Here is a 17,569-nt window from a genome sequence, read left to right on the forward strand (position 1 = left end):
TGAAGTAAAATATACTACAATACTGTTTTAGCTATGTTATAGATTCAATGAAATTAAATAATTTGATCATTATTATTTTAAAAAAATAATATAATTTTTTTAAAACTAAGGAGGTGCAGACTAATTTTTAAAAAATAATAATTATTACTGAAAATAACTATCAATAATGTTAAAATATTTGTTTGATTAATTTAATATACACAAAATAATAATTTTATTTTAGAAATATTTAGACTGATCCTTAGTAAAGTAAGGCATGATTTTCTTAAAATAGCAAAAAATAGATTTATTTATAAAGATAATTTATAAAACAAAATCAGGAAAGGATATTTTTTGATAAACAGGGGAAGGCTATTTGAGAGGCACAGCTAAGGAGGAAAATATGAAAAAACCAAAAAGAAATAAAAGATTATTAATGTCTTTTTTAGCAATAAACACACTGGTAACAGCTTATACTGGAACAAATCAGAGTCTGACAACTACCAAAACAGACAGACTTTATAATAGTATAGTTAAAAACATACAAACTGGAAAAACAAATAAAGACAATTATAAACTTATCGAAAACATTCTAAAGAAAAAAAATAAAGAATTAAAAGATCTTTATGTACAGGGGGATTATATTGTAAAGCCGGAATATCTGGAATGGCAGATATTTTTCAGCGGTTATTATGAAGAATATAATAAAGATGTAGATAATACAGGTGAAAATGCATTGTACCATTCTAATCCTGAACATGGTACAAGCGGTTATTATGATGCAAACGGAGTTTATGTGGCAACAGGAAGAACTTCGGGATTATTTGGTAAAGCCTACCAGCCGCCTCAGGAGGGTAAGGAAATAAGAATGGGTGTAAATATTACGCTCAGAGACATGAAAAAGGAAGCTATTAACCTTAGTGTGGGAAATGTAGATGTGGCTGAAGTGACACCGCTTACAATGAATGTAACACCGCCAGAGGTAAAGGATCTTCCGGAAATATCAGTAGGAACATACGGAGGAATAACGACTCCGTCAATTTCGATACCCACAGTAAATCCTATCAGTATAGGAACAATAACAGCAAGTTCACCGGGAGCGATTTCGACACCTACGATTACTCCGTTTGAAGTAACAGTTCCTACGGCACCTACGGTAAAAGAACCGGTAGTAGGGGAAATAATGGCGCCTTCGGCACCTGCTACGCCTACAGCACCTACTGTTACGGCAGTAGCTTTTAATCCGGTTACTCCAAATGTTGCAACACCAAATACTACAACACCGCCTAATCTGACTTTTGTTCCAACAGGATTTGGACAACCGAGTGGTTATAGCTATAATACAGGGTCAACGTCAGGAATATTTAATAACTATGACAGATATGATGCAGCGGGGACCACAATAACTGTAAACAGTTCCGGAGGAAGTAATTTCAGCGGATCAATCACTTATTATCAGGGAGCAACCCCCTTAACTACAGCAGCAAGTGCTAATATATCAGCAAATCAGGATGCATTTATAAACCACGTGGATAACAGAGATGTAAATATAAACGGAACATATACAGTAAATAATTTAAATAGAAACTATGGAACAATAAGATTTGTAAGCTATAATCCATATATGGTTCAAACAACAGACAGAACAGTGAATTTCAATGGAGTTTTGAATTTGAATGGTATAAACAGTGCTACTTGTAATCTTGCTTCAGGATGTGTACTTGTAGGAATAGAACATCAGTTATTATTTGGTAACGGAGGCGGTACTTCTGCCGCAATGTTGACTTCAAGATCTACATTTGATAATACTGGTACCATAAATATAACAGGTGGAAATCAGACTATAGCTATAATGATAGACTCGGAAGGGACACAATCTCCTTTCAGATCTTATACAAGAAACAGTGGAACTATAATTATAGCTGGTTCAGAAAATATAGGGATTGATTTTGGAGCGTACTATAATTCAGCTCAAATAGGAGGTACTTATACTGCAGGGGAGTTAGCAGGGAAACCTGTCACAGGACATCCTAATGTAGAGGTACAGCCTGGAAATATTAATATAAACGGAAGTCAAAACTATGGGGTAAGAGTACAGAATCTGATTGGGAAAGGGAGATATTCTGATATAACAGCAGATTATTACAGATACTCGCTGATAAATGGCTCTAATGGAGTTATAAGAGTAAATGGTGATAAAAATGTTGGGATATCTTTTTCACAGTATATACGTCCTGACGGTTCTACAGATCCTATAGGAAATGTCAGTAATTTACGAATAGTATTAAACGGAACAGACGGAGTAGGTTTTTTACGAAGAGAAGATTATGCTGCTACACAGACAGATAATATGGTTCTAACAGGAACTCATATTCAACAGTTGGATTTTGGGACAAGCGCCTCAGGAGGAGTGTTAATCAGATCAGATTTTGGAAAAATTATATTGGACAGAGATATAAGTGTAAGTAGTGGCGGAGCAAACAATACAGTAATACAGTCTAATGGTACAGGGACTTCTGTGGAACTAAATGCCGGACGTACTATTACATTAGGAACTGGAACGACAGCTTTTACAGGAATGCTGGCATCAAACAGCGGAGCTTTGGCAAACAGAGGAACAATTACAGTAAACAGAAATTTATCACAGGGAATTGCGATATTGGCATCATCCAGCGGAACAAATTCAGGAACAATAACAGTAGGTGGAAATACTGCAACTGGTGTGTATAATGCAGGAACATTTAATATGACTGCTGGAAGTATAAATGTCTCTAATTCAGGAATAGGAATTTATGCTGCAGGAGGTGCTACGACTAGTTTAACTTCAGGAACAATAACAGCAAGCAGCGGATCAGCGGCAATATATGCCAATAATGCAACTGTAGGATTAGGAAGCGGATTTTCAACAACAATAAATAACGGAGGACTTCTGTTTTACAGAGGCGGTACCGGAAATCTCAGCGTAACAGGAACATCAACAGCTAATATAAATTCCGGAGGAACAGCATTTTATCTTTCAGGAGGAACAGTGGCTTCACTTGGAAATCTGGTAAGCTCGGGAAATCTGGCATTAAATATGGCATCAGGTTCAAGCCTTGTAGGGTGGGATTCGCCGTCGACGCCGATTCAGTCATCGGCAATGCCTACATTGCTTTCTGTAAGCTCAATAACTAATACAACAGTTACCGGATCAGGGTATAATAATTTCTTGATAAATAAAGCAACTGTAGACATAAACAATGCAGTAAATCTGGATACTTATGCAGGGAAATATTATGATAAAGTAGACTTTGTTTCATCGAATGTAGGAGTATCAAGCGGAGGATCCTTAACAGGAACGAATTCCAACCAGATCGGAATTGCACAGAGAAGTTATAATGGAGCAACAGTAGGAAGTATAAACCTGACTAACAGCGGTACTATAAGTATGTCGGGAAGTGACTCTACAGGTATAGCAGGAGATTTTGCAACTATAACAAATAACGCTGCAGGAATTATAACAATATCAGGAAATAAATCAACAGGAATATTCTCGGCTAACGGTTCACTCACTAAAAACAGCGGAATAATTAATGTAAATACATCCGGTGCCGGAAACAGTTCAGTAGGAATTTACGGTTCGAATAATTTCGGCGGTTCAGCTGCGACATACGGCGACCAAAAAATTAATATAACTAATGACGGGACTATAAGATACGGAGGATCACTTACTTCTGACGGAATAGGAATTTATGTAAAAAACAATAATGCAAACAAATCAGATGCCTTAATAACATTAAACGGAAGCTCAAATATAGATATGACTGGTTCTAAAAGCGGAGTAGGAATATTCGCAGACAAAGCTCTTATAAATATAGCTGCCGGAAAAATAAAAGCAGGAGAGAATACAACAGGTATTTATGCAGAGAACGGGACAGAAATTTCTACTACCGGGGGAACAATAGATATTTATGAAAAAGGAGTAGGGATATATCTTGCAGGTTCAAGCAAATATAATTCAGGAACAGGTAAATTTGTACTTTATGAAGAGGGAGGAGCGGTTTTCGGACTTGAAAACGGTTCAGTATTTAATATAACTACTGCAAATATAGATAATACAACATACGGCGGAGGTTCGGCACTGAGCTTTGTACTGGGAAGCGTAGGGAAAAAGGCCTATACACATAACTCGGTCATAAATCTGGGTGCAATAGACAATGCGACTCTTCTTGGAACTAAAGGCGGAGTAATAACACTCGGTACAAGTTCTGATCTTCAGTCTACTGGTAAAAGTGTGGTAGGAATAGGAGCAGGATCAATAAAAGACAGCTCTGTAGCAGGAACAAGAGAAATAACAAACAGCGGTAATATAAAGCTGACAGGCGAAGGTTCAACAGGTATTTATGTAAAAGACGGTGCGAGAGCACTGAATAATGCCACAGGAGCTAATGCACTTACTATAAGTGATTCATCTGTAGGAATGTTCGCTACAGGAGCAGCTACGACAGCTGAAAACAGCGGAAATATTCTGGCGGGAACAGGTTCAGTTGGTATGTATTCAGCAGCCACAGGGGCAGGAAGCGGAATATTCCTTACAGGGGGAAGTATAAAATCTTATGAGACAGTTCCCGGAACACCTGATGAAAAAGTAACCGGAATGTATATAAAGGCTTCTTCAAACGGAAGCCAGTCAGGCGGAACTATCCAGCTAGAAGGAAAAGAGTCAACAGGAATATATAATGAAGGAACATATGCTCTCTCAAACGGTGCAATAACAATGAAATCTGAAAAAGGGGTAGGAATTTATGCCACATCAGGATCTACTACAAATATAAGCAACGGAACAATAAGTGCGGAAAATGGATCAGTTGCATTATATGCTGATAAATCAACAATAAATATTTCAGGCGGAAATTTTGTTATCGGAAATGCAGGACTTCTGTTTTATAACTATCCTTCCGCGGGAACGGGAAGAGGAAGTCTGTATATGACAGGCTCTGCCAATGCTACAATAAACAGCGGCGGAATGGCTTTTTATATAGAGGGCGGAGCATCTTCGAATATAGCAACTGAATTATCTTCACTGGTAGGAAGCTCTGGCTCGGGAAATAAATTAAACATAACTATGAATTCAGGATCGAATTTGATTAGATGGAATGCTCCTACGGGAGGAAGTATAAATCTTTCGAGCATAAGCAGTCTGAGCAGTTCGATAGCTAATGTAACAGTAACAGGGAGCAACTATAACACATTATCTATAAATAAAGGAGAACTGGTAATAGATGAGAATGTGGCTTTGACAGGTACAGGCAATGCATATAACGGTGTAGAAATGTCACAGTCAAAGGTAACTCTGGCTTCCGGTTATAATATAACAGGTGCTCTTGACGGTCAGATTGGAATAGCTCAGATAAATCCGGGAACACTTTCTGATGTTTCAATAACAAATAACGGAACAATTACATTAAGCGGTAAAAAATCTACTGGTTTGGCTCTTGATCACGGCTATATAACAAATACAGGTACTATAGAAGTGACAAATCCCGGAATAACAGGAGAAGGTTCATTGGGAATTTTCTCGGCTAACGATACAGTGACTGTTAATAACGGAGCTATAAATGTTAGCGGAATTGAATCAGTGGGAATATACGGAGCCAATGATTTCGTAGCTGGTACCCCTGCTTCTTACGGGACAAGAAAAATAGATATTACACATAATAATATTATTACATTGACAGATTCAAAAAATAACTATGGAATTTATCTGAATAATACAGCAGTTCCACAAAGTGACTCAAATCTGGTTTTAGGATCAGGATCAAAAATAATAATGGGAAATAATACTGTTACTGACAGAAGCATAGGAATAACACTAAAAAATTCAACTCTTACCAATAACGGCGGTACAATAGAAGTAGGCAAAAATGGAGTGGGAATTTATGCAGAAAATAGTAAAGTAACTGGCAGCGGCGGAGTAACAAAGCTTCTGGAAAAATCAGTGGCTTATACACTTGAAGGAAATATTGACTTTAATGCAGCAGTGGGAACAGTGGAATTTAACGGAAATAATACCACTGATGCATCTGCTATATACTCAATAGGGGATAACAGCGGAGCTAATACCCTTGCATTTAATACAGGGGATATAAAGGTAAATGTTACAAACGGGGGAATACTTACTGTAGGGAATATAGGGAAGAACAGAGTATTAACTTTAAATAATAAAATAGAGGTGGGAAATCCGTCAGCAGGAACAATTACAGGTTCAATACTGGGACTTACCGAATCAAAAATAACACTGGGAACATCATCACAGCTGATTACTGAAAATGCAATGACAGGAGTAAGTGCTGCGGGTGCATCAAGTGCAGGCGGATATGAAGTAACAAATCAGGGGAAAATAACAATAGGTAAAGAAGCCGCAGGAATATATGTATCTGACGGTGCTGAGGCATTAAATGATTCCGGTCAGATAACAATAGGAGAAAAGGCAGTGGGAATGTATGCGATGACTTCCGGAGCTGCCAGCAGTAAAGCGGTAAATACTGGGTTAATCACTCTAAATGGTGAATCAGCATTAGGATTATACGGAAAATCATCAGGAACAGGAACTGTGGAAATAGAAAATACAGGTTCCATTGTTTCTGCACAGGACAGCTCATCGAATTATTATATAAAAACACTTGGAATGGTTTTGGAAAGTGCAAAAATTACGGCTAAAAACAGCGGAATAATAGACCTGAGAGGAAATAACTCAATAGGTGTATATAATAAAGACGGAAACTTCACAATGACAGCAGGTTCTGTATATGTTGACGGTGAAAAAAGTGTGGGAGTGTATGCAAGTACTAATCCGGGAGGAACTACGACAATAAGCTCGGGAACGATAGAAGCACGCGGAGCAGGAAGTATAGGACTCTATGCTGAGAAAGCAGCAGGTGGAAATACTACAATAAATATCGGAAACGGAACAAATATAAAAGCAAGTAACGGAGCACTGGCTTTTTATACATCGCTGGACGGGTCAAATAATCCTACAGGACACTTTAATGTAGTAAGCGGTACAGCTACGGCGGAAATAGGAGCAAATGGAACAGCCTTTTATTATAAAGGTTTGAATAATCCTACAGATATAAAAACATTTTTGACTAATATGTTTACCGGAACAGGAACACTAAATCTAAAGCTTACAGATTCAAGTTCAAAAATGATGATACTAGAGCCTACAGGCGGAGGAACAATGCTTCTTTCAAGTCTTGGAGGCGGGGGAACACCGCTGCTTCCAACTAATGTAACAATAGATGCAGGTTCTGTAAGTGATTATAAAATATTACAGGTAAATAAAGGAACACTAAGTATAAACCAAAATGTAGATCTTGATAATGTTAATGATGCTTATAACAGAACAGATTTTTCATCATCAAATGTTACTCTTGAATCCGGGATTAATATGACAAGCAATTCTCCGAGTAAAATAGCAATAGCTCAAAAGAGTTACACAGGTGCTTTAAGAAGTGACATCAAGTTAATTAATGCCGGTGGAAGCATCATTCTGCAGGGAGAAAAAAGTGTGGGAATAGTGGCTGATTTTGGAGAGATCAGCAACAACGCTGGAGGAGTTATAGAAGTAGCAGGAAAAGACGGAATTGCAATAATCAGTGCAAATGGTTCATACGCTGTAAACAGCGGAACTGTCAGAATAGGGGAAGCCGGAGTAGGTATGTACGGGGCAAATGCACTTGATACTGGAAATATACCGACTTACGGAGATCAGAAAATAGAACTGGAGAATCATGGATTGATTCAGGGTCTGGCAGGCTCAAAGAAAGCTTATGGAATAATAGCGGACAATAAACTGCTTACTCAGGCAGATTCAAAGGTAACTCTTGGGTCAGGATCAAATATAGATATGTCAGCATCTGAAGGCGGTATAGGAGTTTATACCAATAATTCAGGTTTGACAGTTAACGGTATAATGAAAACAGGAAAAGACGGTGTGGGTATATTTGCCAAGGATTCTGCAGTAACAATAAACGGACTGAATCTTGAGCTTTCGGGAAATAATTCCCTTGGATTGTATACAGCAGGAAATACAGCAACAACTGTAAGCGGACCAGTAAATGCATTAATAACAGGTACAGACGCAGTATTGTTTAACTTTGAATCAACAGGTGCAGTAAACGGGCTTGGAACAAATTTAGTAATAAACGGCGGAAGTACAGGAACATTTTCATTAGGTGCAATAAAAAACAGCGTATTTGATTTTAGCAATGCAGCGGCAAATACAGTTAATCTGGGTTCAGGGAATGCATCTACAGGAATCAATGCTGTTAATTCTGCAGTAAGATATGGTACTAATGTAACAGTAAACGGATCAGCGACTTCTCAGACTGGAATGGCATTAGACGGTATATCCGCTGGATTTATAGGAGGCTATACAAATTATGAAGGAGTAAACGAAGGACAGATTTCATTATCTGGAATAAAGTCTGTGGGAATTTACGGTAAAAATGGTGCCAGAGTAATAAATACCGGCGGAATAACTGTAGGAGACAACTCGGCTGGAGTTTTTGTAAAAGACGGCGGAGAGATAAAAAATACTGGAATTATTACAATTGGTGCGAATTCACAGGGACTTGCACTGAAAAACGGTGTGGGAATTGATAACAGTAACACTATCAGCAGTACACAGGGCAAAGCTATAGGAATTTACAGTGAAAATATATCAGGAAATGTAGAATCATCAGGAATCATAAATCTTTCAGGTGATAAATCCATAGGAATATATTCAAAAGGTACAGCAGCACAGATAAATAATACAGGAAGCATAATAATAGGGCCTTCATCTGATGAAAAAGATCCAGGTATGGGAATTTATTATGACAACACAGCAGGGACTACAATAAATTCCAATATTATCACAGTGGGAGACAAATCACTGGGAATATATAACAAAGCAAATACAGGTACAATTAATCAAACAGGAGCACTTAGTGTAGGAAAAGGCGGAACAGGAATCTATACAAACGGCGGAATCTTGAATATAAGCGGTACTATATCAGTGGATGATGCATTTGATCCTTCGAGAAATTCTGTAGGAGTTTATGGAAACGGTGTAACAGTTATAAATGATTCTACAGCAACAGTATCAATAGGAAACGATTCATTCGGATATCTGCTTAATACTGCCGGTTCCAGCTTTACCAATACAGGTGGGGCAGTTACCCTGAATACAAACGGTGTTTATGTCCATGCAAAAGATTCTGTAATACAGAATTATAACAGTATAACTATGCTTGGAAGAGAAAATATAGCAATATATACTGAGGGAGGAACTGTAGCCAACTATGCTTCGATACAAAGTACAGGATCTGCAGCAGATATAGGAAATATAGCGATATATAATAACGGCGGTTCTGTAGACAACTATGGAAATATTCAGGTAGGACACTCAGATATAGTATCTAAGTTCGACCCTACACTAAATAAATATGCCGTAGGAATTTACGGGGTAGATTCATCTGTTACGAATCATTCGGGAGCAGTAGTAAGAGTAGGAAAAGACGGAATAGGAATTTATGGCGGAAAAACTGATGGAAATCCACTGATCCCTGTAATAAAAAATATGGGAGATATAGTATCATCAGAAGAGAATGCACAGGGTATGTATATAGTTGGTGCTAGTGGTATAAACAGCGGAACTATTCATCTTACAGGAGATAACTCAACTGGAATAGTTGCCGAAGGAGCTACAATTACCAATGATACAACAGGCAGAATAATAATGGACGGGGATAATTCTACGGGAGTATTCCTGACAAGCGGTTCAGTATTATATAATAAAGGAACTATAGAAATAAACGGTGCAAACAGTGTGGGAGTGCAAAAGGATACAGCCGGTGTTACAATAGCCGAAGGAGATAATTCAGCACATATAATATTAGGTTCGGGAGCAGTAAATTCGAATCTGGTTCAGCAGTCTGGAAAAGGATATACAAAACCTTCAATAAGAAATGCCGGATTAATAAAAGTAAATGATAACTTTACTATAGACGGATTTAATATGATAATAGAGCCTGATCTGACTTCGCATAAAGCAGAGGCATATGTAGATTCAATCGGTGAAAATTATATGTTTGTGGTAAATAATACTTATCTGGATGTAAAAGGCGATCTTACAGTTTCTGCAAATGATACTATTATAATAAAGCCGACTTTTACAAAGGGAACAAGTGCGAATGTATATAAGCTGGAAAATGCCATAACTGCCGGCGGTCAGATAAAGCTTACAGATGGAAAGACAAACATAAAGAGCGGATCGCTGACATGGGAAATTACACCTGTGGATACTACAAACGGATATGATTTATATGCACAAAAGATAGATTATGATAATTTTACAAGCGGATTATGGTATGAAGATTTTGGACGTGCACTGGATGAAAAATATCTTACACCAGCCGGAGAATACGAGAGAAAAGAGATATTTGAAAAAATAGACGCAATAACAAACGAAAAGGATTTTAGAAATGCAATGGCAAGCCTTGCCGGAGATATATATGCCAATATGAATCAGAGAGAATATGATATAGCAAGAGCATTTGAAAATTCACTGGATTTAATGGCAAATTCTACGAACAATACAAAAGAAAATGTTAAATTAAACGTAATAGCAGGAAAAGGTAAAAATAAAGAGGAAACAGACGGTGTAATAGGTTATGACTATACTACAACAGGAGTTCTGGCATTAAGGGAAGTAGAAAGAACATACAGACATACATTCGGATACTCTCTGGGGTATATGCATACAGAATATGATTTTGATGATATAGGAAACAGTGAGGAGAAAGCAGAGACAATTCAGCTTGGATTCCATAACAAGTATGCTGCAAATGGATGGAAGCTGAGAAATGACCTTACAGGAAGGGTAAGCTTCCATAATACTGAGAGAAGTATATTATGGGAAAATAACGCTCCTTCCGAACTTGAAGCATCATATGAAACATATTCGGTAACATTGGATAATATACTCGGAAGAGAATTTGAGCTTAGCAAAAAGCTGAGTATAGTTCCATACGGAGCTTTGAAAGCAATGTATATGACAAGACCGTCATTTAGTGAAAGCGGTCTGGAAAGACTTGAAGTAGAAGGAAATGATGCTTGGAGTGTAAAACCAAGAGCAGGGGTGGAATTAAAAGCAGCTGTACCTTTGGGAGCACAAAGTGCATGGCAGGTGAAAGGAACTCTGGACTTCGCATATGAATACGAGCTTGCAGACCTGAATGAAAGGGAAAAAGCAAGATTGATAGTAGTGGAGGACAGTTATCACAAGCTTTCAAAACCACAGGATGAAAAAGGAACATTCAGAACAAGAGCAAGCATTGGTGTGGAAGTAGAAGACAGATACGGAATTTTCCTGACAGGAGAATACACAGCAGGAAATGATGACAGAGATGACTACAGAGCAGGAGTAACTTTAAAAGCTATATTTTAATAATGGTAAAAAATAAAAGACCGGCTGGTAAGACCAGGCCGGTTTTTTATATGAAAAATCATAAAGATACTATTATAAAGGAATATTATTTTGAAGATTCAATATCTAATTTTTTACCGTCATCTGATACATGAAGTATTTCATAATAGGTTCCTTTTTCCAGATAAAGTCTGTCGACGTTATTAGTAAACAAGAAAATGGAAAATTTCCATGAATCAGGATTATAAAGGGCAAAAATTCCCAGATGATTATTAAAGCCGGCAGTTTCGGCAATAATACGGTCCTTTATGGAAATAAGACTTCTGGAAGGCTTGATATACTGTACTAATTCAAATACATATTTTGAATTGGCAATTTCATCACTGAAATCATAAAATAACGGGATACCTGTATTCACATGCTGCCAACCGAAGGATTCCAGTATGTTATCATAGAAGCCTTCAAAAAGAAACTTATTCATACCCGAATGATTTTTCCAGAGATATAAAGGAGCATAAGAATTTTGTAGATTTCCGTTAATATTTTTTTCTGTAATCATATAAAACTTGAACTTTAGGGAATGAAACCCGTCAGTCTTATATCCGTTGTTTTTTACTCTTTCTCTTATAACATTCATGTTATAATCAGCGGGAAGATTAATTTTATACTGCATTCCAATCATTGCTATCACACTCCTGAAAAATGAATTTGGTATTATTTTCTTCTGATATTATTAAGTCCACTTTTTACCCCATAGTTTCATTTCATTGATAATATTGTTAAGATCTCTTCCTTTTTCTGTCAATGTATATTCTACTGCCGGAGGAATAGTAGGGTAAACTTTTCTTGTAAGAATATCATTTTTTTCAAGATCCCGCAGACAGCTGGTTAATGTTTTCGGACTGATATTATGAAGAGCTTTTCGTATTTCACCGAATCTCATGGTACCGTCAAAAAGATGCTTGATTATCAAAAATGACCACTTTCCTCCAATAATATTAAGTGCTTTTTCTACGTTGCACTGAAAACTGTCTATGCATTTAGAGTCTTCTTTTTTCACGTTTTTCCTCCTATAGTTTCTATTGGTAAGTAAGTATAAAAAATAAACTTAATTTTTATAAAGTAATTATGTGGTGAAAATGTAACTACTTGTAATTATATACTGACTATGTTAGGATGTCAATATAAGATAACTATATAAGGAGGAAAGTATGGATTTTAATGAATTAGCAAGACAAAGATATTCGGTAAGAAAGTACAAGCCTTTGAAAGTGGAAGAGGAAAAAATAAAAAAAATAATAGAAGCAGGATGGGTAGCTCCAACAGCAAAAAATTTTCAGCCACAGAGATTTCTCGTATTAACGGATGAAAATAAGCTTGAGAAATTAAATAAGGTAACGAACTATCACAAGGCACCGCTGGTAATAATAGTCTGCTCTGACAGAGAAACTGTATGGCATCGTCCTTATGACAATAAAGATATGATGGATGTAGATGCTTCTATAGCTACAGATCATATGATGATGGCAGCTCAGAATCTGGGACTCGGAACATGCTGGATGACATATTTTGATCCTGCCGGTCTGAAAGAAGAGTTTAATATTCCTGATAATCTGGAAGCAATAAATATTCTGGAAATAGGTTATGCCGATGGAGAGGCAAAATCTCCGGACAGACATAAGGATATGAGAAAAAATCCTGATGAGATGGTTTTTTATAATAAATTTTAATAATGACAGAAAAAGGAAAGCTATTTATGATAATTTTCCTTTTTTTAGTTGAAGTCAGTAAAAATAAGAGTTAGTTTATATTCTTCTGTATATGTTTTTCTCATAAAATTGATCTCTTTTCTATTTTTCTCTCGATTTTTTATCTGCTTTAGTATAACCTCTCCAAAAACAAACTTAAAAAAACTGTCTAAATTTTTGATACTATTCCAAAATGAAAAACGAAAAGATTTGGTCAGCTTAATAACTTACAATAGTGTAAACTAGTTTAGAAGTACAACATCAAATAAGTAAGATAAAAAAAGTAAAATCTTAAAAGTATTAGAAATAATCAAGTGAATAAAATATTTTAAAAGCTGAGTGGGTTCTTTTTCCTTGTAATTATTGTTTTTTCATGTTATATTAAATTATAATTGAGAAGTTTTAATGGGGAGAGGTGTATTTGAATAAGCAGAGAAAATAAGGAATACTTAATTCTTGGAAGCGAACTAATTTGTGATAAAGGAGAATTTGAAAGTAAGTTTGAAGTATCACCAAAGAATATTAAGTTACAGGGTTATCATGTAGCAAGTCAGTCAGATAATGTAGCTGGAAAACATGTTAGATCATTTGGCAGCTGCAGTATTATGGGAAAATGTAAAATGGAATCAGATTTATATGGTCAGTTTTTAATTTGGTTTGAGACTTATTCAAAAGTAGTATTTGAAGGAAGTGAAGCATTACTGGAAGATAGTCATTGTTTTTGTCCGTATGGCGGCAGGATAACAATCTCTGATAGTAAACAGATTGATTACGCTTTAGCAATGACAGAATTATTTGGAGATTTTGCAAACACAGTAGAACAAATGAAAGACAGTATAGAAAATTTATCTGATATGGCTGTAAAGTCTTTAATAGGAATGTTTGACGGGGCAATGACGGAATATTTTGCTAAAGAGGAAGCAAGGTTATTAGAAGCTGTAAATTTTTCAAAAAATAATACAATGAGTGCCTATATGACCATGCAGACAGGTAATGATCCTAAAGAAAAACTTGCTGAATTAAGACGGAGTAGAAGTGTATATGAGGCAAATAACTGGAATGATATTAAAGATATAAATTTAAAAGATGTTTATGCTAAAATGCAGGAAAATCCTAATAAGGTGGAGTTAGGTCCGAGAAAGATATCAGGGTTAATGGCTTTATCAAATCCTTTATTAGCAGCAGGCTATTATGTAGAAACCAGAGTAAGGAATATAAGGTCAGTACTTCCGGATATGACAATAAGAGATTTCTTTAGAAGAGGAGTTAGCAAAGAAGGAATAACAGAGCTATCAGCCGGAATTGACAGCCGAAACAAAAAAATGTTACCGGGATTATTTGGTGGTGATGTATTGCAATCATCTTTTACAGCGGGTTACAGTTATTATGATCCTGTAGAATCAATGAAGATAGTAGATTCATTGAGTGATGACGGGAAAGCAGCGTATATGCTAAGAAAAGAAGCGAATGACGGGATGTCTGCATATAGGGATATTTACGGATATTATCAGATGGTAAAGGCTTTAGATATGTCAATGAAAGGAAAAGTAAAAACTGGTTCTAAAGTAGATATTTTAGATGAGGAACTGGAAGAATTAGAATTATATCGTAGAGGTAAAAACATAGGTGATTTTGAAGAATTAGAAGAATTGATGACTAAAAGAAACGTATTAAAAGTAATTGACGATGCGGGAATGAATTTTGATGGAATTAAGATTAAAATATCGAGAGATAAAGGAATGTTAAGAAGACAACTTTTAGAGTGGACTCCTGATAATGGCAAGCTTGTTTATTTATATCCAAATGCTTTTAAAAATACTGAAACATTAGTGACAACATTAGGGCATGAAAAAATACACATTCTTCAAGTTAGAAAATATGGTATACCATTGGGAAGTGAAAAATTAGTATTTTTTGAAGATGTTGCTCAAAGATCAGAAGGTCTTTGGTGGGCAAGATATAAAGCTAGAAATGGGGTGAAATAATGATTATAGGAACTTATAAAAATGAAAAGATGTTTGATAAATGGTTGCTTCTATTGCCAGAAGATGATAATTATGAGAAAATTGGGGATTCAAGTTGTCCCTATTGCGGTAAAAGTGAAATAGATTATTTATATATTGGAAATAAGAAAAAGATGAGAGGATATTTACAACTTTGGTGTAATGCATGCAAGCATGGAATCTATATTAGTCAAGCTTTAATTCCTGAAAATGCTAAGATGGTTGAAATAAGAGATAAATCGATTGATTTCAATATTTTAATACCAGATTATATTAGAGTCGTACCGGAATGAATCAAGTTTATATTTTAATAAAAGGGATTGTATCAAAATGAAAATTTTTAGGGAGCGTAAAAAAGTTTACATAGAGTTAAGGTATGAAATTTTCTTCTCATTACTATAGCAGTTTTAAAAATGCAGTTTTTGAATAAATTTTTATAAAAAGGCTGAATAAAAAAGTCTTGTTTATCATTAGGAACAAATACAGGACGATGATAATAGAGTATTGAAGGAGAGTTTTTTTAAAATTTTGGAGTAACCTTAATAAAATAAAAAAAGCTAAAAATAATAGCTTTTTAAATTTAATATCAAAATTATAAAATTAATTACTTAAAGAATCAAATTTATTGGGAAATATAATTAAGTGTGAATTCTTCTTTTTTGGAGAGTTTCCAGATATTGGGTAAAATGGATGAAATTTAATCTTGCTAAAAGTGTACACTTCCTATTAAAAGCCCGAGTAGAATATCGACTGGCATTTACTGCTTGGAAATTATGGATTTGAATATCAAGCAGTTTAATATCTTGAAGATATTTATTAATATAATTTTTCCTTGTTTCTTCAGACAATGTATTCATGGCAGCAGCTAACTTTGATTTCATAAAACCTCCTTATACTGTAATTTATTCAATTAACATATTTTAACATTTAATATATATAAATTCAAAAATAAATTTACATTACATTTTTAAATTTTCTTTTTATCAAGCTGGAAATGTTAGGAAATCTGCACATATAATATACCTAGTATAAAAAATAAATTGAATTTAATTCAGACAAAATTTTTACTGTCATGAAGGATGATGAATTGTATGCCGGAGATTATATAAATAAAATTGCCTTCATTATTTAATTGAGGATTTTAATTTGGACGGCGGGAAATGAATATTAATCTTGTGAACTAATAAAAGATCTGTTACAATAATTTAATATTAAGTATTTTAGGAGGAGTTAGATGATCGGGAAAAAAAACTATATATTAGTAATATTTTTTGTTTTATTCATAATAATCTCCTGCAGTAAAAACAGAGCTCAGTCAGCATTTAATAAAGAAAGCAGATATAAGGTCATTGAAAATAAAGTTTATTATGATAATATTGTTTTAGAAGATGTAGATTTGAAAAGTTTTATAATTTTAAATAAATATTATGCGCGGGATAAAGAAAATATATATTGGAAAGAAGAAAAAATAGACGGGATAGATACTGATTCATTTGAAATTTTAGATATTAATTATTCAAGAGACAGGAATAATGTATATGGATTTAAAGGAATAAAAATAGAAGGAGCTGATCCTGAAAGTTTTAAGGTATTAAATGATGCTTATGCCAAAGATAAAACAAGTGTGTATTGGGATGGGAAAAAATTGGAAAGGGCTGATCCAGCCACATTTAAAAAAATAAATCATCCTAATTCTGTTTCTTATTCTATGGATAAAGATAATGTGTATTATATAACGGAAAAAATAGAAGGAGCAGATCCGAAAAGCTTTCAAATATTTCATCATAGCCTTGCTAAAGATAACAACGCTGTATATTGGGCGGGAGAAAAATTGCAAGGAACAGATGCCAAAAGTTTTGAATATCTGGGAGGTCCTTATTCCAGAGATAAAAATAATATTTACAGGCAAGAAAAGATAATAAACGGAGCAGATCAAAAAACTTTTGAAATGATTAATTCTGTTATATCAAAAGATAAAAATAATGTATATTATAAAGATTTAATAATAAATGGGGCAGATTCGCAAACTTTTGAAGTATTAGAATGCGGAAAAAAAGTAAAACCAAGATTATTGGAATCAAAATCAGAAGTGATAAAGTGTTTAGTAGAATATACAGATAAAAATTATATTTATGAAGACTTTACAATAGAGGATGGAAAGCTAACAGTAACAAAGAAAAAACGATGATTAAAAGTAAATAGGAAATTAAGAATGGAATATGATTAATACAGCAGGACTAATTAATAGTCTTGTTTTTTACTGTAAAATAAAGGAGCCAAAATGAAAAATTTTAGAATAAAAGGCAGGGATTGCGATAGATTTCTTGTTTTATAGAAAAATAAAATTAAAATGAAGGTATAGAGGATACAAGAATGAAAATGAAATA

The 17,569-nt window shown here is 34.8% G+C and carries 8 protein-coding genes; 5 read left to right on the forward strand and 3 right to left on the reverse strand.

Annotation, left to right across the window (positions count from 1 at the left end; translation table 11 throughout):
• Positions 1-382: 382 nt before the first annotated feature.
• On the forward strand, positions 383-11,452 hold the full coding sequence (locus STERM_RS07205) for an outer membrane autotransporter barrel domain-containing protein (protein ID WP_012860927.1): 11,070 nt from the start codon (positions 383-385) through the stop codon (positions 11,450-11,452).
• Between the two features lie 85 nt (positions 11,453-11,537).
• Here STERM_RS07205 and STERM_RS07210 read toward each other — a convergent pair whose 3' ends face one another.
• Both STERM_RS07210 and STERM_RS07215 read right to left on the reverse strand, forming a co-directional pair.
• Positions 11,538-12,113, reverse strand: coding sequence for a DUF4865 family protein (locus STERM_RS07210; protein WP_012860928.1), 576 nt, complete (start codon positions 12,111-12,113; stop codon positions 11,538-11,540).
• A gap of 51 nt (positions 12,114-12,164) precedes the next feature.
• A complete protein-coding gene (locus tag STERM_RS07215; protein ID WP_012860929.1) occupies positions 12,165-12,491 on the reverse strand; it encodes a winged helix-turn-helix transcriptional regulator in 327 nt (108 codons plus the stop codon).
• A gap of 151 nt (positions 12,492-12,642) precedes the next feature.
• Between STERM_RS07215 and STERM_RS07220 the strand changes: the two genes are divergently transcribed.
• The 3 genes from STERM_RS07220 to STERM_RS07230 all read left to right on the forward strand — a co-directional run bounded on the left by STERM_RS07220 (position 12,643) and on the right by STERM_RS07230 (position 15,475).
• Positions 12,643-13,161, forward strand: a complete 519-nt coding sequence (locus STERM_RS07220; protein ID WP_012860930.1) for a nitroreductase family protein — start codon at positions 12,643-12,645, stop codon at positions 13,159-13,161.
• Positions 13,162-13,649: 488 nt separating this feature from the next.
• Entirely contained in the window at positions 13,650-15,164 is a 1,515-nt protein-coding gene (locus STERM_RS21190; RefSeq protein ID WP_081439605.1) for a DUF4280 domain-containing protein, read from the forward strand.
• Positions 15,164-15,475, forward strand: coding sequence for a hypothetical protein (locus STERM_RS07230; RefSeq protein ID WP_012860932.1), 312 nt, complete (start codon positions 15,164-15,166; stop codon positions 15,473-15,475). The genes STERM_RS21190 and STERM_RS07230 overlap by 1 nt, the downstream gene beginning before the upstream one ends.
• 345 nt (positions 15,476-15,820) lie before the next feature.
• Here the strand turns inward: STERM_RS07230 and STERM_RS07235 are convergent, their stop codons facing one another.
• On the reverse strand, positions 15,821-16,063 hold the full coding sequence (locus STERM_RS07235; RefSeq protein WP_041309858.1) for a hypothetical protein: 243 nt from the start codon (positions 16,061-16,063) through the stop codon (positions 15,821-15,823).
• A 353-nt stretch (positions 16,064-16,416) separates the two neighbouring features.
• Between STERM_RS07235 and STERM_RS07240 the strand changes: the two genes are divergently transcribed.
• Entirely contained in the window at positions 16,417-17,370 is a 954-nt protein-coding gene (locus tag STERM_RS07240) for a DKNYY domain-containing protein (RefSeq protein ID WP_012860933.1), read from the forward strand.
• The last annotated feature ends 199 nt before the right edge of the window (positions 17,371-17,569 follow it).

Source organism: Sebaldella termitidis ATCC 33386 (assembly GCF_000024405.1).
In the GTDB taxonomy this organism is placed as follows: Bacteria; Fusobacteriota; Fusobacteriia; order Fusobacteriales; family Leptotrichiaceae; genus Sebaldella; species Sebaldella termitidis.